This is a genomic window from Brevundimonas sp. Root1279, from assembly GCF_001425945.1.
In the GTDB taxonomy this organism is placed as follows: Bacteria; Pseudomonadota; Alphaproteobacteria; order Caulobacterales; family Caulobacteraceae; genus Brevundimonas.
Genome location: NZ_LMEB01000004.1, coordinates 221,343 through 241,180, shown reverse-complemented (window position 1 = coordinate 241,180; position 19,838 = coordinate 221,343). Strand labels below are relative to the sequence as shown.

General features: G+C 69.5%; 18 protein-coding genes. 9 read left to right on the top strand and 9 right to left on the bottom strand.

The features are described from left to right. Positions 1–43 precede the first annotated feature (43 nt). The 4 genes from ASC65_RS03915 to ASC65_RS03900 all read left to right on the top strand — a co-directional run bounded on the left by ASC65_RS03915 (position 44) and on the right by ASC65_RS03900 (position 3,359). Complete coding sequence (locus ASC65_RS03915) at positions 44–1,447, top strand: MFS transporter (protein ID WP_056449716.1); 1,404 nt, start codon at positions 44–46, stop codon at positions 1,445–1,447. Then, positions 1,444–2,232 (top strand): nucleoside triphosphate pyrophosphohydrolase, encoded by a 789-nt coding sequence (gene mazG, locus ASC65_RS03910; RefSeq protein ID WP_056449714.1) that lies wholly within the window; start codon positions 1,444–1,446, stop codon positions 2,230–2,232. The genes ASC65_RS03915 and mazG overlap by 4 nt, the downstream gene beginning before the upstream one ends. Continuing rightward, positions 2,229–2,891 carry an HAD family hydrolase gene (locus tag ASC65_RS03905; protein WP_056450433.1) on the top strand — a complete coding sequence of 221 codons (663 nt, stop codon included), beginning with the start codon at positions 2,229–2,231 and terminating at the stop codon, positions 2,889–2,891. Before mazG ends, ASC65_RS03905 begins: the two co-directional genes overlap by 4 nt. 108 nt (positions 2,892–2,999) lie before the next feature. After that, the gene (locus ASC65_RS03900; protein WP_056449711.1) at positions 3,000–3,359 is read left to right on the top strand and encodes an endonuclease domain-containing protein; all 360 of its coding nucleotides are present in this window, start codon (positions 3,000–3,002) and stop codon (positions 3,357–3,359) included. A 61-nt stretch (positions 3,360–3,420) separates the two neighbouring features. Here ASC65_RS03900 and ASC65_RS03895 read toward each other — a convergent pair whose 3' ends face one another. From ASC65_RS03895 to dusB, 7 genes are all read right to left on the bottom strand, one after another. Further along, a complete protein-coding gene (locus ASC65_RS03895) occupies positions 3,421–5,058 on the bottom strand; it encodes a Na+/H+ antiporter (protein WP_056449709.1) in 1,638 nt (545 codons plus the stop codon). 16 nt (positions 5,059–5,074) lie between these two features. Then, positions 5,075–6,376: a GTPase HflX gene (gene hflX, locus ASC65_RS03890; RefSeq protein WP_056449708.1), complete on the bottom strand. Its 1,302-nt coding sequence runs from the start codon at positions 6,374–6,376 to the stop codon at positions 5,075–5,077. Between the two features lie 125 nt (positions 6,377–6,501). Further along, the gene (hfq, locus tag ASC65_RS03885) at positions 6,502–6,747 is read right to left on the bottom strand and encodes an RNA chaperone Hfq (protein ID WP_013269198.1); all 246 of its coding nucleotides are present in this window, start codon (positions 6,745–6,747) and stop codon (positions 6,502–6,504) included. Between the two features lie 102 nt (positions 6,748–6,849). After that, positions 6,850–7,713, bottom strand: a complete 864-nt coding sequence (locus ASC65_RS03880) for a D-amino-acid transaminase (RefSeq protein WP_056449706.1) — start codon at positions 7,711–7,713, stop codon at positions 6,850–6,852. Further along, positions 7,710–9,125 (bottom strand): nitrogen assimilation response regulator NtrX, encoded by a 1,416-nt coding sequence (gene ntrX / locus ASC65_RS03875; protein WP_056449704.1) that lies wholly within the window; start codon positions 9,123–9,125, stop codon positions 7,710–7,712. Before ntrX ends, ASC65_RS03880 begins: the two co-directional genes overlap by 4 nt. 9 nt (positions 9,126–9,134) lie before the next feature. Continuing rightward, on the bottom strand, positions 9,135–11,429 hold the full coding sequence (locus tag ASC65_RS03870; protein WP_082525855.1) for a sensor histidine kinase NtrY-like: 2,295 nt from the start codon (positions 11,427–11,429) through the stop codon (positions 9,135–9,137). Next, positions 11,426–12,478 (bottom strand): tRNA dihydrouridine synthase DusB, encoded by a 1,053-nt coding sequence (dusB, locus tag ASC65_RS03865; RefSeq protein WP_056449702.1) that lies wholly within the window; start codon positions 12,476–12,478, stop codon positions 11,426–11,428. The genes ASC65_RS03870 and dusB overlap by 4 nt, the downstream gene beginning before the upstream one ends. Before the next feature lie 64 nt (positions 12,479–12,542). Here dusB and ASC65_RS03860 point away from each other — a divergent pair, with 64 nt between their 5' ends. Beyond that, positions 12,543–13,694, top strand: a complete 1,152-nt coding sequence (locus ASC65_RS03860) for a bifunctional 2-C-methyl-D-erythritol 4-phosphate cytidylyltransferase/2-C-methyl-D-erythritol 2,4-cyclodiphosphate synthase (RefSeq protein ID WP_056449700.1) — start codon at positions 12,543–12,545, stop codon at positions 13,692–13,694. On the opposite strand, the gene ASC65_RS03855 is transcribed toward ASC65_RS03860, so the two are convergent. Beyond that, positions 13,691–15,994 carry a fused MFS/spermidine synthase gene (locus ASC65_RS03855; RefSeq protein WP_056449698.1) on the bottom strand — a complete coding sequence of 768 codons (2,304 nt, stop codon included), beginning with the start codon at positions 15,992–15,994 and terminating at the stop codon, positions 13,691–13,693. The two genes, ASC65_RS03860 and ASC65_RS03855, sit on opposite strands and share 4 nt — an antisense overlap. Before the next feature lie 84 nt (positions 15,995–16,078). On the opposite strand from ASC65_RS03855, the gene ASC65_RS03850 reads away from it, so the two are divergent. Both ASC65_RS03850 and ASC65_RS03845 read left to right on the top strand, forming a co-directional pair. After that, the gene (locus ASC65_RS03850) at positions 16,079–16,573 is read left to right on the top strand and encodes a CinA family protein (RefSeq protein WP_056449696.1); all 495 of its coding nucleotides are present in this window, start codon (positions 16,079–16,081) and stop codon (positions 16,571–16,573) included. After that, positions 16,570–16,800, top strand: coding sequence for a sulfurtransferase TusA family protein (locus tag ASC65_RS03845; protein ID WP_056449694.1), 231 nt, complete (start codon positions 16,570–16,572; stop codon positions 16,798–16,800). Before ASC65_RS03850 ends, ASC65_RS03845 begins: the two co-directional genes overlap by 4 nt. On the opposite strand, the gene ASC65_RS03840 is transcribed toward ASC65_RS03845, so the two are convergent. Beyond that, positions 16,763–17,674: a YihY/virulence factor BrkB family protein gene (locus tag ASC65_RS03840; protein ID WP_056450431.1), complete on the bottom strand. Its 912-nt coding sequence runs from the start codon at positions 17,672–17,674 to the stop codon at positions 16,763–16,765. The two genes, ASC65_RS03845 and ASC65_RS03840, sit on opposite strands and share 38 nt — an antisense overlap. Before the next feature lie 207 nt (positions 17,675–17,881). Here ASC65_RS03840 and ASC65_RS03835 point away from each other — a divergent pair, with 207 nt between their 5' ends. Next, positions 17,882–19,195 carry a diguanylate cyclase domain-containing protein gene (locus ASC65_RS03835; protein ID WP_200939780.1) on the top strand — a complete coding sequence of 438 codons (1,314 nt, stop codon included), beginning with the start codon at positions 17,882–17,884 and terminating at the stop codon, positions 19,193–19,195. A gap of 41 nt (positions 19,196–19,236) precedes the next feature. Then, on the top strand, positions 19,237–19,833 hold the full coding sequence (locus ASC65_RS03830; protein ID WP_162245657.1) for an ArsR/SmtB family transcription factor: 597 nt from the start codon (positions 19,237–19,239) through the stop codon (positions 19,831–19,833). Positions 19,834–19,838: the final 5 nt, after the last annotated feature.

Here is a 19,838-nt window from a genome sequence, read left to right as displayed (position 1 = left end):
TGCTGGGCCGCGGCCGACTCGCGGCCGTGCTCCGGACTCGTCCATGACCGACGCCGCCCAGACCGCGCCCGCCGCCCAGCCGGCCGCTTCCTCCGCGCCCGTGCGCCGCTCCAATGCGGTGCTGGCGGCGTTTTCGAGCGTCTGCCTGCCGCTGGCGGCGTTCGGCGTCGCCCTGCCCGTCACCCTGCCGGACTTCTACGCCACCTTCGTGGGATTGGAGCTGGGGGCGGTGGCGGCGATGTTCATGATCGTCCGTCTGATCGACATCACCTTCGATCCGTTCATCGGCTGGGCCATGGACCGGACCAAGAGTCGGTTCGGGCGCTATCGCCCCTGGCTGGTGCTAGCGACGCCAATCTTGATGCTGGCGGCCTATATGATGTTCGTCGCCGTCCAGCCGGGCGCGGGCCCGATATTCCTCTTCGCCTGGCTGCTGGTCCTGTATCTCGGCTTCTCGATCGGCACGCTGAGCCAGTTGGGTTGGGCCGCAGTCTTGGCGCCCGAATACGACCAGCGCAGCCGCGTCTATGGCTGGTGGCAGGTGTTCAACATCATCGGCGTGGTCCTCATCCTGATCCTGCCGACGGTCGTGGAGAAGACCGGCATCGGAGACTACGCCGACGGCGTCCGGATCATGGGCTGGGCGATCGTCATCGCCCTGCCGGCGACCGTAGGCCTGGCGCTGCTGGCTGTTCCCGAACCCATCACCAGCGGAGGCCAACCGCACGGCAGTCTTGGCGCCTATGTGTCGTTGTTCAAGAAGCCGGTGGTGCGCAAGCTGCTGTTCGCGGACCTGCTGCTGGGCATCGCGCCGGGGATCACCGGCTCGCTGCTGTTCTTCTTCTTCGGTCAGATCAAGGGCTACGACCATGCGCAGGCCGGACCGCTCATGGTCCTCTACTTCATCGGCGGCCTGTGCGGGGCGCCGTTCTGGGCGTGGCTGGCGACGCGGGTCGGCAAGGATCGCGGCCTGGCCATCGCCGGGATTGCGTCGGCCGTCCTTTATCTCGGGGCGACGCTGGCGCCGGGGCACAACTTCGTCTTGACCGCCATCGTCATGTTCATCGCCGGCCTGCCCTATGCGGCCGGCTTGTTCCTGACCCGCGCCATGATGGCAGACGCAGGCGACGAGGAGCGCTACGAGACGGGCGTGGACCGCACCGGGCTGATGCTGTCGATCCTATCGGCGACGACCAAGATCGGCCACGTCGTCGCTCTGGTCCCCTATCTCATCCTGCAGTTCGTGGGCTTCCGCGCCTTGCCGGGGCCGGGAGGCAATAGCGAGACGTCTCTGATCACCCTGCAGGTCCTCTTCATCCTCGTCCCCGCCTTGCTGATGGCGGCGTCGGCCTGGGTGCTGAAGGGCTACCCCCTGACGGCGCGCCGGCACCACGAAATCCGCCGGGCGCTTGATGAGCGCGATGCCGCCGCGGCGGAGGCGGCATGAGCACGCCCGTCGGCCGCCTGATCGCCATCATGGCCAAGCTGCGGGCCCCGGTCGGCGGCTGCCCGTGGGATGTCGAGCAGACCTTCGAGACCATCGCGCCCTACACGCTCGAAGAGGCCTATGAGGTCGCCGACGCCATCGAGCGCGGCGACATGGACGACCTGCGCTCCGAGCTGGGCGACCTACTGTTCCAGGTCGTGTTCCACGCCCGCATGGCTGAGGAGCAGGGTCTGTTCGCCTTCAACGATGTCGCCAACGCCATCGCCGACAAGTTGGAGCGGCGCCATCCGCACGTCTTCGGCGACGAGGCCGCCAAGCCCGACGGCGCCGCCCAGAAGGCTCGCTGGGAGGACATCAAGGCGGCCGAGCGCAAGGACAAGGAGCAACACGGCGTGCTGGACGACGTGCCGGTCGGCCTGCCTGCCCTCGCCCGCGCCGCCAAGCTGACCAAGCGCGCCGCCCGCGTCGGCTTTGACTGGCCCTCGACGGACGAGGTGTTCGACAAGTTCGTGGAGGAGGTCGCCGAGCTGCGCGCCGAGATCGCCGCCGGCGACCTGGAGAAGGCGCGCGACGAGATGGGCGACCTGCTGTTCGTGCTCGCCAACCTGGCCCGCAAGCTGGGCGTCGAGCCCGAGGACGCCCTGCGCGGGGCCAACGCCAAATTCGTCCGCCGCTTCCACTTCATCGAGGCGCGGCTGGCGGAGGACGGGCGCTCGCCCGAGCAGTCCGACTTGGCCGAGATGGACCGCCTGTGGGACGCGGCCAAGGCGGCGGAGCGGGCGTGAGCCGCTACGACCTGATCGTCTTCGACTATGACGGCGTCGTGGCGGACAGTGAGCTGCTCAACAACCGCGTCCTGGCCGAGCTGCTGACGGAGTGCGGCCTCGCGACAAGCCTGGATGACTCGCTGTCGATCTACATGGGCAAGCGCTGGCTCGACTGCGTGCCGCTGATCGAAGAGCGGCTGGGTGGTCCGTGCCCCGATCATGTGCATGGCGAATGGACCCGCCGCTGCCACGACCGCGCGACGACGGAGCTGACCCCGGTCGCGGGCTTCCTCGATTTCCTGGCGAGCCGTCGGGAGCGACGCTGCATCGCCTCATCCAGCCCGGTAAGCTGGATCGAGATGGGGCTGGAGCGGTTCGGCGTCGGCGCGACCTTCGGCGGTCCGATCTTCAGCGCGGCGGTGCATGTGACGCGCGGCAAGCCGCACCCGGACCTGTTCCTGCACGCGGCCTCGGCGTTGGCGATCGAGCCGGAACGGGCGCTGGTCATCGAGGATACGCCGACCGGCGTCCGCGCGGGCGTGGCGGCGGGGATGACGGTCGTGGGGCTGTGCGCCGGCGGGCATATCCGGGATGGGCATGCGGAGCGTCTGCTGGCGGCGGGGGCGCATGAGGTCGTGGGGAGCTATGCCGAGATTGAAGTGCTGCTGGGCCGCTAGGCCAGGGTTGCAATCGCTTCTGTCGGCCTCTCAATCCGCCTAGCCTCCGCCGTCTCCTCCCCGTGGCGCAGCCATGGGGAGGGGGACCGCGAAGCGGTGGAGGGGCGAATGACCGGGAGTGACACCGTCCTGCGGGCAAGGGAACTGCGCCGTCGGCTGTCGCCGCCAGAGGCGCGGCTTTGGATTCGGCTTCGAGGCCGCCGACTGGAGGGGTTCAAGTTCCGCCGACAGCACCCGGTCGGGCCGTTCATTCTCGACTTCTACTGCGCCGAGGCGAAACTGGCCGTGGAGGTGGATGGCCAAGGCCACCTTCATCCGGACAGGGTCGAGTATGACCGCCGCCGGACGCTGTGGCTGCACAGGCAGGGGATCCGGGTGGTGAGATTGGCGGCAGAGTCGGTGCGGGTGGATCTCGAGGGTGTGCTGGAGTTCCTTGGGCGAACCGCCAGCGAGCGGCGCTTGGGGTGATTCCCCTCCACCGCTTCGCGGTCCCCCTCCCCATCGCTGCGCGACGGGGAGGAGACGGGCCCTAGCTGTACCTGAGCTCCTGCAGGTCGATCTCGCGGATCAGGCGGCGAGCGGTGCCCTCGTCGATCTGGCGCGCCTTGGCCAGGCGGCCCAGCTCCTTGCGTTCGGCGGCGAGGCCGACCAGGCGAAGCTGCTTCTCGACGGATTCGTTGAGCCGGGCTTCGGCGATGTCGCGATCGCCGATCTGACTGCGGCTCTCGATGCGATGGCGGTACAGCTCCATCAGCCGGCCGGCCACGTCAGTGTAGAGGTCCGGGTTGGTCTTGCCCTCGGCCATCGCGTGGGAGGCGTCCTCGATGGCGCGCAGGGCGGCCGAGGCGGCGGCGACGCGGCTCTCGTCTTCCTCGCGCTGATGCGAAGGCTCGGGCGGCAGCTCTATGTTCTTGAGCAGGCGCGGCAGGGCGAAGGTCGCCACCAGAAGGGAGACGATGATCACCCCCGCGGCCAGGAAGATGGCCATGGTCCGCGCCGGCATGGGAGAGCCGTCGGCCAGGGTGAAGGGTACGGTCAGGATGCCGGCCAAGGTGATGGCGCCGCGCACGCCGGCCAGCGACATCACGGCGGTCAGGCGCAGGCCGACCTTCGGGGGCGGACCCTTCTGGCGTTTCCGAAACAGGGTCAGCTTCAACGAGGTCCACACCCAGACGAAGCGCAGAGCGGCCAACGCGGCGACTATGACCAGGACATAGACGGTCAACCACCAGATCTCGGGGCGGCTGCTGGCGGCGGAAACTTCCGCGGCGCGGGCGAAGATGGAGGGCATCTGCTCGCCGAGGATCACGAAGATCAGGCCGTTGGCGGCGAACTGGACCGTGTCCCACACGACCGTCCGCCGGATCCGGGTGACCGCCAGCGACTGGCCGCCATAGCCGCCCCGCTCGGTGAAGCTCATGGTCACGCCGGCGGCGACGGCGGCGAGGATGCCCGAGGCGTGCAGCTCCTCGGCGACGAGGTAGGCGGCGAAGGGGATCAGCAGGCTGATCAGGATCTGGGCGCCCGCCTCCTCGCCCCAGCGGCGACTGACCCGATCCTTGATCAGGCTGATGACGAGGGTCACCACCACGCCGGACGCCAGACCGGCCAGGGCCAGCCAGAGGAAGTCGCCAATGGCCTGGGTCAGGACGAAGGCGCCGGTGCTGGCTGCGACGATGGCCAGCCGCATGCAGGTCAGACCCGTGGCGTCGTTGAGCAGCGACTCACCCTCGAGGATGTGCATCAGCCGCTTCGGAATGGGCGCGCGGCCGGCGATCGACTTCACCGCGATGGGGTCGGTCGGCGAGAGGATGGCGGCCAGGGCGAAGGCCACCGCCAGGGGCATGTCGGGGATCATCCAACTCAGGAGGAAGCCGAGCCCCACGACCGTGAACAGCACCAGGCCGAGGGCGAGCTCAAGGATCACCACCCCGTCCCGGAACAGGTCTTCCTTGGGGATGCGCCAGCCGTCGAGGAACAGCAGCGGCGGCAGGAAGAGCAGGAAGAAGATGTCCGGCTCGAGATCGACGGTCGACCCCGTGACCAGGACGATGGCCGCGCCCAGGGCGATCTGGACCAGCGGCAGGGCGATCCGCGTCATGCGCGCAATCGATCCGGAGACCACGACCGCCAGCAACAGCAGCAGGGTGGTCTCGATCAGGTGCATTCGCGGATCCCGGGTGTCACCCGAACTGGCGCTCGAACCGTCCCAGCGCCGCCGGATGCAGCCGGACTACCACATGCGTGCGGCCCTCGTCGTCCGTCTCGCGGCCGGTGACCCGACCGTTGGCGTAGAGCCAGGCCAGCGCGTCGCCCTGGTGCGGCTGGAGCACGACCTCGGTCTCGGGATCGTCGTCGATCAGCGCCGCGATGGTTTCGCGCAGAGGTTCGATCCCCTCCCCGGTCCAGGCCGAGACAGCGACCGCCTGACCCTGGGCGCGCAGGCGTTCGGCCTGGCCCAGCACGGCCTCGCGGGCGTCGTCGTCCAGCAGGTCGGTCTTGTTCCAGACCTCGAGCACGCGGCGGACCTTGCCCTCGACGGTCGGGATCTGTTTCAGCACCGCCTCGACGTCCTTGGCCTGGGCCTCGCTATCGGGGCTGGCGATGTCGCGCACGTGCAGGATCAGATCGGCCTCGCCCACCTCCTCCAGCGTGGCGCGGAAGCTCTCGACCAGTTCGTGCGGCAGGTCAGAGATGAAGCCGACGGTGTCGGCCACGATGGCCGGCCGCCCCTGCGGGAGACGGATCGTGCGCTGGGTGGTGTCCAGGGTGGCGAACAACAGGTCCTTGGCCAGCACCTCGGAACCGGTCAGACGGTTGAACAGCGTCGACTTGCCGGCGTTGGTGTACCCCACCAGGGCCACGGTCGGGAACGGGACCTTCTTGCGCGCCTTGCGGTGCAGACCGCGGGTGCGGCGGACCTCCTCAAGCTCGCCCTTCAGCTTGACGATGCGGTCGGCGATCAGGCGGCGGTCGAGTTCGATCTGGGTTTCGCCGGGGCCGCCGGTCGAGCCGGTGCCGCCACGCTGCCGCTCCAGGTGGGTCCAGGTGCGGACCAGGCGCGAGCGTTCGTAGTCCAGCCGCGCCAGTTCGACCTGCAGCCGCCCTTCCTTGGTGCGGGCGCGGCGGCCGAAGATCTCGAGGATCAGGCCGGTGCGGTCGATGACCTTGCACTCCCAGGCCTTCTCCAGATTGCGCTGCTGCACCGGGGTCAGGTCGTCGTCGACGACCACGGCCTCGGCCTCGGCGGCGCGCACCAGGGCGGCCAGTTCATCGACCTTGCCCGAGCCGAACAGGGTGGCGGGCACGGGCTTGCGGACGCGCACGATTTCTTCGGCGCGGATATCGAGGTCGAGCGCGCGAGCCAGGCCGACGGCCTCCTCGAGGCGCTCGGTCGCCAGGCGCGAGCTTTCGCTGCGCCCGTCAGGGTGGATTACGACGGCCCGGATCAGCGGGACGGCATGGTCGATCAGTTGGGTACCCAAGTGTGGACGGTTCGCTTTCTTGTTCGGGGACGCGGTTCAGGCGGACAACCGCCGACGCGCGTTTGCGATCCCGGCGTTCGCCGGGGTCTGCTTAGATAGGAACGACCGTCCGATTTTGAAGCCGCTCAGTCCTCGTCAGCTTCCGGCTCGTACAGCTGAACCGGCGCCGACGGCATGATGGTCGAGATCGCGTGCTTGTAGACCAGTTGGGACTGGCCATCGCGGCGCAGCAGCACACAGAAGTTGTCGAACCAGGTGACGATGCCCTGCAGCTTGACCCCGTTGACCAGGAAGATGGTCAGGGGCGTCTTGGTCTTGCGGACCGAGTTGAGGAAGGTGTCCTGAAGGTTCTGGCGTTTGTCTTGCGACATGGCAGGTTGCCCTGTTCTTGTTGTTCTCCGGCCGAGGGAGCGGCGCGGGGCCGAGTTTCCGGCCCCGTCACCTTAACGGCGCCCCGGCTCAGGCCGCAACGCCTAGATAGCGTCCCGGGTCCCGCGCTCGATGTAGAGCTGGCGCAGGCGCGTCGCGACCGGGCCCGGCTTTCCATTGCCGATCTTGACGCCGTCGATCGAGACGGCGGGCATGACGAAGGCCCCGGCGGCGGTGAAGAAGGCCTCTTTGGCCCGTTTGGCCTCGTCCACGGTGAAGGCGCGCTCCTCCAGCTCGATCCCCTCCTCGTTGAGGATGTCGAGCAGGGTCGTGCGGGTGCAGCCCTTGAGGATGTTGGCCTGGGTGTCGCGCGTGCGCAGCTTGCCGTGTTCGTCGATGATCCAGGCGTTGGTCGAGGAGCCCTCGGTGACCAGACCCATGTCGTCGACCATCCAGGCCTCGTAGGCGCCGCGGTCGCGGGCGTGCTGCTTGGCCAGGACATTGGCCAGCAGGCCCACCGTCTTGATGTCGCAACGGCCCCAGCGGATGTCGGGCGTGGTCACCACGGCCACGCCGTTGGCGGCGGTGGCGTCGGTTTTCATCGGGCTGATCGACTTGGAGGTCACCACCACGCTCGGCGGCGTGCCGTCCGGCGGGAACGGATGGTCACGACGGGCGGTGCCGCGGGTGACCTGCAGATAGACGATTCCGTCACGGACCCGGTTCCGGCGGACTGTTTCTTTCAGCACTTGGGTCAGCGCTTCGCGGGACATCGGGATGTCGATGCGCAGTTCGGTGAGGCTGCGATGCAGGCGCGTCATGTGGCCGTCGAAGTCGGCTAGCCGACCATCGAACACGGACCAGACCTCATAGACTCCATCAGCGAACTGAAAGCCCCGATCCTCGACATGGACCGTGGCCTCCGCATGCGGGCGATAGGTTCCATTGACGTACGCGACGCGACTCATGCCTCGGCCAATCCTTCTTCGTCATCCTCGCCGCCGCGGGCCGGCGAGACGCCCAGCGACTTCAGTTTGCGGTGCAGCGCCGACCTCTCCATGCCGATGAAGGCTGCGGTGCGCGAGATGTTTCCGCCGAACCGCATGATCTGGGCGGCCAGGTATTCGCGTTCGAACACCTCGCGCGCCTCGCGCAGCGGCAGGGCGATGATCCGCTCGGCGCCCAGAGCGCCGGTCGAGGCGGCGTTGGTCGCCTCCTGCGGCAGGGCGTCGGCGCCGATCGGCTCATTGACGTCGCCGGTGGCCAGGATCAGCAGCCGCTCGACGTTGTTGCGCAGCTGGCGGACGTTGCCCGGCCAGGGATGGACCTGCAGCACGGCGATGGCGTCGTCCCCCAGGCGGCGGCGGGGCAGCCCCTGCGAGGTGGCGAGCGTCTCGATGAAATAGTCGACCAGTTCGTGGATGTCCTCGCGCCGTTCCGACAGCGCCGGAACCCGGATCGGGACCACGTTCAGGCGATGGAACAGGTCTTCGCGGAAGCGGCCCTCGGCGATCTCCTGCTTGAGGTCGCGCGAGGTCGAGGTGACGACGCGCACATCGACCTGAACGTCCTGCTCGCCGCCGACACGGCGGAACCGCTGCTCGACCAGGACGCGCAGGACCCGGCTCTGACTCTCGCGCGGCATGTCGCCGACGTCGTCGAGGTACAGGGTGCCGTTGTGGGCGCGTTCGAAGACGCCGATCTTGCGCGGCCGGCCGTCGATGCCCTCCTCGCCGAACAGTTCGAGGTCGAGGCGTTCGGGGGTCATGCCGGCGGCGGCGATGGCCACGAACTCGGCCTTGGCCCGGGCGCTGGCCTCGTGGATCTGGCGCGCGACCAGCTCCTTGCCGCTGCCCGGCGGGCCCGAGATCAGCACCCGGCTGTTGGCCGGGGCGACCTTGGCGATGGTGCTGCGCAGGGTCTGGGCGGCGGCGGACTTGCCGATGAAGCCGGTCGGGGCGGCGACCTGGGCCCGGAGACGCCGGTTCTCGCGCTTCAGCGACGACGCCTCCAGCGCCCGCTGGACCACCACCACCAGCCGGTCGGACTTGAACGGCTTCTCGATGAAGTCGTAGGCGCCGCGCTGCAACGCCGTGACGGCGGTCTCGATGTTGCCGTGGCCGGAGATCATGACCACGGGCAGGTCCGGGTCCAGCTCCTTGATCACGCCCAGCAGCTCAAGGCCGTCCAGGCCGCCGCCCTGCATCCAGATATCAAGCAACGCCAGCGACGGCTTGCGCGCCCGAATGGCGGCGAGGGCCTCGTCAGAGTTGGAGGCCGTGCGCACCCCGTGACCCTCGTCCTCGAGCAGGCCAGAGACCAGCTCGCGGATATCGGCCTCGTCGTCGACAACCAGAATGTCCGCTCCAGTGGAACGCATGTCGCCTCGCTATTGGTCAGCCGGCGCAATCGAGGGCCGGGACGCGGCGGCGTCTCGGCTCCCGCCTGCGGCGGTCGCCTTCGGTGGAGATTTCAAGGGAAAGACCAGACACACGCGGGCGCCCGTCAAATGCTCGGCGTCGGCCAGCTTCAACTCGCCGCCGTGCTCCTCGCAGATGCGTTTGACGATGGCCAGGCCGAGGCCTGTGCCCTTCTCGCGCGTGGTCACATAGGGTTCGGTCAGCCGGTCGCGATCGCGCGACGGCAGGCCGATGCCGTCATCCTCGATGACGAAGGTCGCCATGTCGTCAGACACCTCGAGCCGCGCCGCAACGCCCGGCTTCTTGCCGTCGTCGGCCTTCGGCGCCGTCGCGCGACGGGCGGCCACGGCCTCGCCGGCGTTCTTGAGAATGTTGGCCAGGGCCTGGCCGACCATGCGGCCGTCGGCGTGGAAGACGACCTCCGGTAACGGCTCGATCAGGTCGACGCCGATATCCGGGGCGGCCACCCGCTGGGCGAAGACAGCCTCACGCAGCAGTTCCGCCGGATTTTCGGCGGTGAAGCGCGGGGTCGGCATGCGGGCGAAGGACGAGAACTCGTCGACCATCCGGCCGATGTCGCCGACCTGGCGGATGATGGTTTCGGTGCAGCGATCGAACACCTCGACGTCCTCGCCGACCTGTTTGCGATAGCGGCGGCGGAGGCGTTCGGCCGACAGCTGGATCGGGGTCAGCGGGTTCTTGATCTCATGGGCGATGCGGCGGGCCACGTCGCGCCAGGCGGCGTTGCGCTGGGCGGTGACCAGGCGGGTGATGTCGTCGAAGGTCAGGACCATCTCGCCGCCCACCCCGCCCTCGATGCGGACCCGCAGGCGACGGCTGTCGCCGTTGCGGCTGACGTCGATCTCTTCCTCGATATGCGCCTCGGGCCGACCGGCCAACTCGCTGAGCTCGGGCGAGACCTCGCCCAGTGGACGGCCGATGATCTCCGGCGCCGAGATGGCCAACAGTTCGATGGCGCTGTCGTTGATGGCCGAGACCCGGCGCTGGCGATCGACGCCGATGACGCCGGCGGACACGCCGGACAGCACGGTTTCGATGAACCGGCTGCGGCCCGTCGCCTCTTCGCTGGCGGTTCGAAGCGCCGCCTGCTGCGCCTCCAGGTCTCCGGTCATGCGGTTGAAGGCCGTGGTCAGGGTCTTGATCTCGCCGGGCCCGTCCTCGTCCTCGACCCGGGCCGACAGATCGCCGCCGGCGACCTTGTCCGCGGCCTCGACCAGTCGACCGATGGGGGCCGAGATGGCGCTGGCCGCCGACATGCCCAGCCACACGGCGCCGACCAGCACCAGCAGGGCGGTCTCGAAATAGCTGAGGGCGAAGGCCGCCTGGATGCGTTCGCGGCTCTCCTGCGCCTCGCGGTAGGCGACGATCGATCCCTCCGCATCGGCCATCTGGCCGATCAGGCCCGGCTTCAGCGGCCGGACGAGGTACAGATAGGCGTCGCCGTAGGACGGGAGGGCCGCCAGGGTCCGCACGGCATCCGGATTTTCGGTCGTCTGCTGCGGTGGGGGTCCGCCCTCGGCGGCCGCTTCAAGCGCCTCGCGCGGCGGCGCGACGTACGGCGGCGCGTTGGGGCCCTCGCCGCTCGCCAGCACCTCGCCTTCGGGACCCAGAATGTAGATTGCCGGGTAGCCGAACAGATCCGCGATCTGGGTCAGGGCGTCCGAATACTGGATGCGATTCTCGAACAGAGGCCGGGCGCCGGCCAGCTGTTCGGAGATGACAACGAGGTCGGCGTCCATCTCTTCCGAAACGTCGTCGCGGTAGGCGCGACCGATGGCGGCGCCGTTGTCGACGGCGGACTTGACGTTGTCACTGAACCACTGGTCGACGCCGCGGTTGACCAACACGCCGAACACCAGGGCGATCAGGATCGCGGGCACCAGGGCGACCAGCGAGAACAGGGTCACGAAGCGCAGGTGCAGGCGGGCGCCGGCGTGGGTGCGTCGCTGGAAAAGTGAAAACACCCGCCGACCGATCACCAACGCCAATGCGCCGATCAGGAGCAGGTTGACTCCCAGAATGATCAGCACGGCCTGGCTGGCGACGGCCCGGGCGCCCTCGGCCGTGGTCCCGGGGGCGACGGCGACCAGCCAGATGGCGGCGGCGGTGATCAGGAAAGCGACCGCATAGGCGATCAGGAAGGCGTTGCGCCGGCGCTCCTCGGACCAACTGGCGAACCATCGCGCCGGCCCTCGGGGAGGAGCGGCGACGGGCTCAGCTGGAGAAGCGGGCGTTTCCGTCATGCGGCGCCAGCTTCCGCCAACTGTGACCCAATATCAACAGCTGAGTTGCCGGAAAGCGTCACCGGTCTCCACAAGTCGGCGAGCGCGCTTTCTACCGCCGCGGGCTCGTCGATCCGGCACAGCCGGGCCTTGGCGGCCCGGCGCTCCAGAGGATCTGTCGGCCACGGGGCCTGCTCAATGTACCAGCCCAGGTGTTTGCGGAACATCTTCAGCCCCAGCGGCAGGCCGTAGAACTCGACCGAGGCGCGCAGGTGCTCGACGACGATCGCCAGCCGCTCGTCCCTGTCCGGTTCGTGCAACACCGTGCCGTCCGCGAGAGCACGCTCCAGGTGAGCCGCCAGCCAGGGGCGGCCATAGACGCCGCGGCCCAGCATGAGAGCGTCGGCGCCGGACTGCCTCAGGGCGGCGCGGGCGTCATCGGCGGTGACGATGTCGCCGTTGACGATCACCGGGACCGACACGGCCGCCTTGACCGCCCCGACCGCGCTCCAGTCGGCCTGGCCGGAATAGAACTGCTGGCGCGTGCGGCCGTGCACCGTCACCGCCTTGACCCCGATGGCCTCGGCGCGGCGGGCCAGCTCGGGGGCGTTGCGGCAGGCGTCGTCCCAGCCCAGGCGCATTTTCACCGTCACAGGGCGCGTCGTCGCGCCGACCGCGGCTTCGATCAGCCGGCAGGCCAGATCGGGGGTGCGCATCAGGGCTGAGCCGCAGGCGGCGCCGGTGACTTCCTTGGCGGGACAGCCGAAATTCAGGTCGATGATGTCGGCGCCGGCCCGTTCGGCCATGCGCGCGCCCTCGGCCATGGCTGCAGGGTCGCGGCCGACCAGCTGGATCACCGTCAGCGGCAAGCCGGCGCCGACGGCGGCGCGGCGCACCACGTCGGGCCGCGCGCGGGCCAGTTCGGCGGCGGCGACCATCTCCGTTGCGACATAGGCCGCGCCCAGCCGCGAGGCGAGCCGTCGGAACGGCAAGTCCGTGATTCCGGTCATGGGCGCGGTCAGCACCTGTCCGGGCACCCACACGTCGCCGATCTGCAAGCCTGTAGCCATCGGCCCCTTTCGTCGCCGTCAGCCGCTCTCGTCAAGCGCAACCGCGGCGATTAGAAGGCCGAGGATGCCTTCTTCCCTCCCCGCCTTCGCCGCCGTCGTCGTCGCCGCCGGATCCGGATCCCGCTCCGGCGGCGCCAAGCAGTGGCGCGGCCTCGGCGGCAAGCCAGTGGTCCGCTGGTCCGTCGAGGCCCTGCTGCAGGCGGGGGCCGAGGATGTGGTCGTGGTCATCTCGCCGGGCTCCGAAGCCGAGGCTGACAGCGCCCTGAACGGGCTCGCCGGATGGCGGCTCGCCTCGGGCGGCGCAACGCGCGCAGACTCGGTCCGAAACGGCCTGAACGCCCTGGGCGGCCCCGGCGATCGGCCCGTGCTCATCCACGATGCGGCCCGCCCGCTGCTTTCTGCGGCGGTGATCGGGCGGACGCTCGAAGCCCTCTCGGACGCCGACGGCGCCCTGCCCGCCCTGCCCGTCGCCGACAGCCTGCGCCGCGGCGTCGAGGGTCGACTGGCCGAGCCTGTCGATCGCGAGTCGCTTTGGCGGGCTCAGACGCCGCAGGCCTTCCGCCTGTCGACCATTCGTGACGCCTACGCCGCCTGGCCCGAGGGCGAGGCCGCCACCGACGAAGCGACCGTGGTCCAGCGCGCCGGGGGGCGCGTTCGCATTGTCGAGGGCGACGCCCGCCTGCTGAAGCTCACCTACCCCGAGGATTTCGCCATGGCCGAAGCGCTGGTTCCCCGTCGCACCCGCATCGGCCAGGGCTTCGACGCCCACCGCTGGGGTCCGGGATCGTCGGTCTGGCTGTGCGGCGTCGAGATCCCGCACGACCAGACCCTGATCGGCCATTCGGACGCCGACGCGGGCCTGCATGCCCTGACCGACGCCATTCTCGGCGCCATGGGCGACGGCGACATCGGCGATCACTTCCCGCCGACCGATCCGCAGTGGAAGGGCGCGTCTTCGGATCGCTTCCTGATCCACGCCGTCGAACGGTTGCACGCCCGCGGCGGACGGCTGGTCAATGTCGACGTCACCCTGATCTGCGAACGACCCAAGGTGAAGCCGCACCGTCAGGCGATGCGCGAGCGCTTGGCGGAGCTGCTGTCGCTTCCGCTGGACGCCGTCAGCGTCAAGGCGACGACGACTGAGGCCATGGGCTTCACCGGCCGCGGCGAGGGCCTGGCGGCCCAGGCGGTCGCCTCGGTCGAACTGCCGGCCTAGGGCCGTTCCGGTGGCGGCCGGAAGGCCCGCCACAAGGCGCCGAACAGGTTGACGTAATCGTCTGTCCAGGGGCGAACGCTCGTCACCGGCGTCGAGGACCAGTTCCGCTGTCCGCTGAAATCCGCGAGACCTTCCGGCGTCGGCGAAATGATCACCGCCTCGGTCGAGGCGACTTCCATCGCCGGCAGGGAATTGTCCTCGACATAGAGGCCGTGGAGGCTCGGCTTGCCCAGGCTGTGCGCCGCCGCGATGCTCGGCAGGACGATCTCGAGGTTCCGGTTGGACAGGTGCAGCAGCACCACGCCGTTCGGCTTGAGCAGGCGCAGATAGCCTTCGATGGCCTCGACCGTGAGCAAGTGCGTCGGCACCGCGTCCGATGAGAAGGCGTCGATGATCAGCAGGTCGTAGGAGCCCGGCTGTTCCTTGGCGAGGGTGAGCCGCGCATCACCCAGGACAGTCCGGATCTCGCCGGCCGCGCAGTGCGAAATATAGGTGAACCACTTCGGATCGCGGGACATCCGGTTCACCGCCGGATCGATCTCGAAATAGGTCATGGTGTCTTCGGCCCGCTTGTAGGCGGCCATGGCGCCGGAGCCTTGGCCGACCACGCCGATGTTGGCCGGGCCGCGGGCCTGGACGATCTCCGCGGACTGCCCGATCGGGGTGAGCGGATTGTAGTAGAGGGTCGGCTGGCAATCGTTGCTCGAGGCGCGCGCCTGGGAGCCGTGGAGTGTCGTGCCGTGCATCAGCACATGGACGTCGCCGCCCATCGCCGGATCGGGCTGGTTGGCCACTCGCATCACACCGAAGAAGCTGCGCTCCGAGAAGCTGTAGTCATAGCCGCGCGCCACGAACTGGGACGACAGCGCGACCATCGCCAGGATGGCGGTGAAGGCCAGCGCCCGGTCGCGCAGGAGGAAGGCGCAGATGACGGCCGGAGTGAGGATGACGAGGCACAGACCGTCCAGCTGCATCACGGGGAAGGCCCCCCAGAGGCGGGCCCAGGCGTCGGGATCAGCGGTCATCCACCACGAAAGCAGGGCGGCACCGCCGGAGAGGATCGCGGCGGCGACGAGGGCCCCGATCTCCTCGCCCCGCAGGCGGCGACGGTCCCAGGGGCGCGCCAGTCCGACGAGGACCAGCACCAGCGGATACTCCCAAACCATGTTGAAGATGACCGGGGCCAGCAGCGCCGTGAAGGCGCCGCCGACGACGCCGCCGAGGGACAGAAGCAGATAGAATTCCGTCAGCCGGTCCGGCGGCGGCCGCCGCGCCGCCAGGGTCTGGTGGCACATCAGGGCGGCGAAGAAGAAGGCCAGGATGTGAATGACGAAGGCGACACGGATGTCGAGGGTGCGGAAGGCGACGACGAGGACGCAGATCGCGCCCAGCGCCGCCTGGATCACCAGGGTCACCGGCAGCGGGACCCACGGCCGGTCCTGGAAGGCGATGACGAAGGTCAGCAAGTAGAGCGCCAGCGGGATGACCCACAGGAACGGCGCCGAAGCGACATCGGTCGACAGGTGGGCGGTCACCCCCAGCATCAGGCTGGACGGCGCCGCGGCGAGCAGCACCCAGATCAGCTTTTCGCGCCAGGCGATCGGGGCGCTGGCTTCGAGGGCGGCCGGCTCGGCGGTCGCCTGATCGAAGCGACGACGCCAGACGATGAAGGCCAGGCCCGCGACCATCAGGACGAAGGCGGCATAGCCCCCGGTCCAGCCGAACATCTGGCCGGTCAGGGTCGTGAGCGGCTCGATCAGGATCGGATAGGACAGCAGGGCCAGGAAGCTGCCGAGGTTGGAAGCGGCGTAGAGGACATAGGGGTTCTGGCCGTCCGGGTAGCCGGCGCGAACGCGTGCGTACCAGGCTTGAAGCAGCGGCGCCGTGGCGGACAGAACGGCGAAGGGCGCGCCGACCGAAAGCGCAAGGGTGGCCAGCAGCCAGCCGATCGGCGCCGCCGGGTTCGGCTCGCCCAACAGACCGTTGATGTGCAGCGGGAGGAACAGGGCGGCGAGCAGGAGCAAGGCGAGATGCACCCCGACCTGGACGCGGAGCGAGCCGATCCGCTGCAGCCCATGGGCGTAGCCGTACCCCGCCAGAAGCGCGGCCTGGAAGAACACCATGGAAGTGTTCCAGACCGACGGCGACCCGCCCAGCATCGGCAGGACCAGCTTGGTCACCATCGGCTGGACGACGAAGACCAGGGACGCTGAGGTGAAGATGGCGACCGCGAACAGGATCGGGGTCAGTCGGTCAGCGGGTCGTTCCGCCATCGCCGTGTCGCCGGTGGTGTCCGTCATGCCCGCCCCGTATGCTGGCGCCGCCATTTCGGCGAACACCATCACTAGAGCGACTCGCCGCTGCTTCGGAAAGCCCCCGTCCGCATGTTTCCCGACGACATCGACAGCCTCGCCCGCGAGGTGATCCGGACCGCCGACGCCAAGGGCCTGATGATCGCCACGGCCGAGAGCTGCACCGGTGGGCTGGTCTCCGGCGCCCTGACCGCAATCGCCGGATCATCCGCTGTCGTGGACCGCGGCTTCGTCACCTACAGCAATGCCGCCAAGAGCGACCTCGTCGGCGTTCCGGCGACCCTAATTGAGGCCCACGGCGCGGTCTCGGAGCCGGTCGCCCGAGCCATGGCCCAGGGTGCGGTGGCGAACTCCGCCGCCCAGGTCTCGGTCTCGGTCACGGGCATTGCCGGCCCGGGCGGCGGCTCGCCGGACAAGCCTGTGGGCCTCGTTCACTTCGCCGCGGCCGGACCGTCCGGCGTGGTCCACATCGAGCAGCGCTTCGGCGACATTGGACGCGAGGCGGTGCGGCTGGAGAGCGTGAGGATGGCCTTGCGTCTGCTGCTCGGCCGGGTGATCGCGGCATGATCGTCGATGCGCGCGGGCATCGCTGCCCGACCCCGACCCTGAGGCTTCAGAAGGCGATGCGGGAGGCCGGTCCCGCGACCCGATTGACCCTGCTCGCGACCGATCCGATGGCGCGAATCGACGTGCCGCATCTGCTGGCCGGCGTCGGCGGGCAGGTGCTGTCCGTGACCGAGGCCGACGGCGTCCTGACTATCGAGATCGAGACGCCCGGCGCTCCGACAGGCTGACGACCGATTCGGGCAGCGGGTCCGCCGGCTTCAGATCCGGCGCACCGGCGGAGCGGGCGAGGATCTCCATCTCGGTGGCGAAGGCGCCGCCGTAGAAGATGGCGTTGACGTTCCACGACAGCCAGATCAGCAGCACGACCACGGCGCCGACCGAGCCGTAGGTGGCCCCCAGTGGTGCGATCTGCTCGACATAGATGGCGCACAGCCAGGACGAGACCGTCGACAGCACCATGGCGACCACGCCGCCAGTGATGGCTGGAACCCAGGCCACCGGCGTGCGGTGCGACATGGCGTAACGGTACAACATGGTCAGCCCCAGGCCGAGCCCCAGCGCAGGCCAAAGACCCACAAGGTCCACGCCGCTGCGGGCCGCCGGTGCGGCGGCGCCGGCGTGCTCGATCAGGCGCGAGGTGACCACGGCGCCCGAGACCACGGTGAACAGGGCGAAGGCGAACAGGGCGACGAAGAAGGCCAGCAGGTTGAACTTCAGGAAGCCGTGCGGCTCGGTCTCATCGTGGATCAGGTTCAGTCCGGCCAGCAGGGCCTTGAATCCCCTGTGTGCTGCGTAGCCGCCGATGATCAGGGCGAAGGCGCTTTGGGCCGAAACAGCGCTGGCCGGTGCGTTGGCGAGACGTTCGATCTCGGCCAGGAAGATCGACCGGGCCGCGGCCGGCATGACGTCGGCCAGGGCGGCGGCCTGGGCGTTGACCTCGGTAATGGACAGGCCGGCCTTGTAGAAGCCGATCAGGATGGCGATCGCCGGGAAGACGGCCAGCAGGGCGAAGAAGGAGACCCCGCCGGTGTAGAGCATCACGTCGCGGCCCCAGCTGCGCGTGAACGCCTTGACAGCGAGTCGCCCCCACAGCTTCGGCATGGCCCAGCGCACGGCGCCCTCGATGTTCGTTCCAGCCTGCAACCCGGTGCCCACAACCGCCCTCGACGTCCTCCCCTTTACCCTAATTCTCGCCGCGGAAAAGGACGTCGCACAGTTGCCGCGCCCAGTTGCTTCGGGCTGGCGACCGTCGCTATGGTCCCCGCCCGATGTCGCGCCCGGGCTGGGGTGCGAATGGAGACTTCGTTCTTGACCTCCGACCCGCGCATTCTGGTCGTCGCACCTGACGACGACCTGATCGGCTCCCTGTGTCAGGGGCTCGATGCGTTGGGGTGGCGGACGGTCACCGCCCGGTCGCTGGCCGGGGCGGTGCAGGTCCTGATCGACTGGCCGCTCGAGGCCGCCATCGTCGATTCCCGCATCCCCGATCCGACCGGCAGCATTGAGGCCCTGCGCCAGACAGTCACGCCGCGCCGTCTGCCGATCCTGGCCATCGGGCCGGACGCCGGCGACTGGACCCCGGGCCTGGCCGACATCGCCAGCTCTGGCCCGCCGCACGCCGCCCAGGCGGCGCTGCGTCTCGAGAATCTGGTCCGCGCAGCTATCGCCGAAGAGGAGGTCTCCCTGCGCGAAGCGACCTTCGCGTCGCGCGGCGAGCCCCTGACCCCCTCCGCCGCCGAGACGGCGCCGCTGCGCGTGCTGGCCGCGGGCAAGCCGGACCGGCATTTCCTCGCCCTGTCGAACGCCCTGCAGGAGCGCGGCTGCGAAGTGGTGGCGGCGCCTACGCCCTACACCGCCTTCGACTACCTGCACGAACGCCCGTTCGACGCCGCCGTCTTGTGGGGCGCCGAGGACCATGCGCCGGCCCTGTCGATCGCCTCGGGCATGAAGCGGAACACCCGCCTCTATCACATCCCGGCGGTGCTCTATCTTCGTGGTTCCGCCGAGATCAACCTGGCCGAGCTGTACAATCGCGGCTTCGCCGACGTCGCTGCGGCCGATACGCCGGAGGACGAGACCGCCGACCGCATCGTCGCTCTGGCCAAGCATCATCGCCGGCACCTGACGATCCGCCGGACGCTGGAGAGCGCGCGCGGTTCGGGCCTGACCGATCCGGCCACCGGCCTGTTCACCCCCGAGCTGTTCGCCAGCCATCTGGCGCGGGTGGCCGAGGGCGCGCGACTGCGGCGGCGGCCGCTGTCGGTCGTGGTGCTGAAGGTCTCCGAGACCGGGGCGGTGTCCGAGGCCCGCAAGACCGGTTGGCTGGATCGCGCGCTGCCGCAGATCGGGGCCATGGTCTCCCGACTGATCCGCACCGAGGACACGGCCGCGCGCCTGTCGTCCGACGTCTTCGCCCTTGCCCTGCCCGCGACGAAGGGGCCGGCCGGTCGCATCGCCGCCGACCGCATCGCTGCAGTGATCGGCTGCACCGCCTTCGACGCGGGCCCGGACCGGACCCCGTTCGTGGTCGAGTTCGAGGTCGGCGTGGCCGAGGTCGGGCCCGGCGAATCGCCGGCGACGGTGCTCGAGCGAGCCTCGAAGGACGTCCGCTCGCCGGTCTGAAGCCATTTGACAATCTGATTTGTCTAATGCACGGTCCGGCCATGCCCGCCGCACCCTCGGTCCTGCTCGACGACCTCGACACCGCCCTGCTCGCCCTGGCGCCGATCCGTCGCGCGATCCTGTCTGCGCTGGACGAACCGACCTCCGCCGCCGGGCTGGCCGAGAAGCTGGGCATGCCGCGGCAGAAGATCGGCCACCACCTGCGCGCCCTCGAGGCCGCGGGTCTGATCCAGCCGGCCGGCGAGCGGAAGAAGCGCGGCTTCACCGAGCGGCTGTTCACCGCCGCCGACCGCTATGTGCTCGACCCAGCCCTGCTGCAGCCGCCGCGGGATCCGGAGGCGGTCGAGGCCCAGGACCGGCACGCAGCCGACCATCTGATCCAGACCGCCTCGACCCTCGTCCGCGACGTGGCCCGGATGCGTCAGGCGGCTGAAGCCGAGGGCTCGCGCCTGCTGACCCTGACCGTCGAGGCCGATCTCAGCTTCGCCACGCCCGCCGACTTCGACGCCTTCACCGAAGAAGCGACGGCCGCTGTCGCCGCCCTCGCCCGCCGATACGCCGCCCCCGAGGGGCGGCGCTACCGCCTCACCGCCGCCGCCCATCCGGCGGTTCCCAAACCCGCCGTCACCAAGAACTGAGGCCC

Excerpts from the sequence above, each read along its gene's own strand:
- ASC65_RS03845 (WP_056449694.1), top strand. The coding sequence starts at position 16,570 with ATGATCGTCGATGCGCGCGGGCATCGCTGCCCGACCCCGACCCTGAGG.
- ASC65_RS03895 (WP_056449709.1), bottom strand. The coding sequence starts at position 5,058 with ATGCACCTGATCGAGACCACCCTGCTGCTGTTGCTGGCGGTCGTGGTC.
- ASC65_RS03830 (WP_162245657.1), top strand. The coding sequence starts at position 19,237 with ATGCCCGCCGCACCCTCGGTCCTGCTCGACGACCTCGACACCGCCCTG.
- mazG (WP_056449714.1), top strand. The coding sequence starts at position 1,444 with ATGAGCACGCCCGTCGGCCGCCTGATCGCCATCATGGCCAAGCTGCGG.
- ASC65_RS03850 (WP_056449696.1), top strand. The coding sequence starts at position 16,079 with ATGTTTCCCGACGACATCGACAGCCTCGCCCGCGAGGTGATCCGGACC.
- ASC65_RS03880 (WP_056449706.1), bottom strand. The coding sequence starts at position 7,713 with ATGAGTCGCGTCGCGTACGTCAATGGAACCTATCGCCCGCATGCGGAG.
- hfq (WP_013269198.1), bottom strand. The coding sequence starts at position 6,747 with ATGTCGCAAGACAAACGCCAGAACCTTCAGGACACCTTCCTCAACTCG.
- dusB (WP_056449702.1), bottom strand. The coding sequence starts at position 12,478 with ATGGCTACAGGCTTGCAGATCGGCGACGTGTGGGTGCCCGGACAGGTG.
- ASC65_RS03870 (WP_082525855.1), bottom strand. The coding sequence starts at position 11,429 with ATGACGGAAACGCCCGCTTCTCCAGCTGAGCCCGTCGCCGCTCCTCCC.
- ASC65_RS03855 (WP_056449698.1), bottom strand. The coding sequence starts at position 15,994 with ATGACGGACACCACCGGCGACACGGCGATGGCGGAACGACCCGCTGAC.
- ntrX (WP_056449704.1), bottom strand. The coding sequence starts at position 9,125 with ATGCGTTCCACTGGAGCGGACATTCTGGTTGTCGACGACGAGGCCGAT.
- ASC65_RS03840 (WP_056450431.1), bottom strand. The coding sequence starts at position 17,674 with ATGCCGAAGCTGTGGGGGCGACTCGCTGTCAAGGCGTTCACGCGCAGC.
- ASC65_RS03915 (WP_056449716.1), top strand. The coding sequence starts at position 44 with ATGACCGACGCCGCCCAGACCGCGCCCGCCGCCCAGCCGGCCGCTTCC.
- ASC65_RS03900 (WP_056449711.1), top strand. The coding sequence starts at position 3,000 with ATGACCGGGAGTGACACCGTCCTGCGGGCAAGGGAACTGCGCCGTCGG.
- ASC65_RS03860 (WP_056449700.1), top strand. The coding sequence starts at position 12,543 with ATGCCTTCTTCCCTCCCCGCCTTCGCCGCCGTCGTCGTCGCCGCCGGA.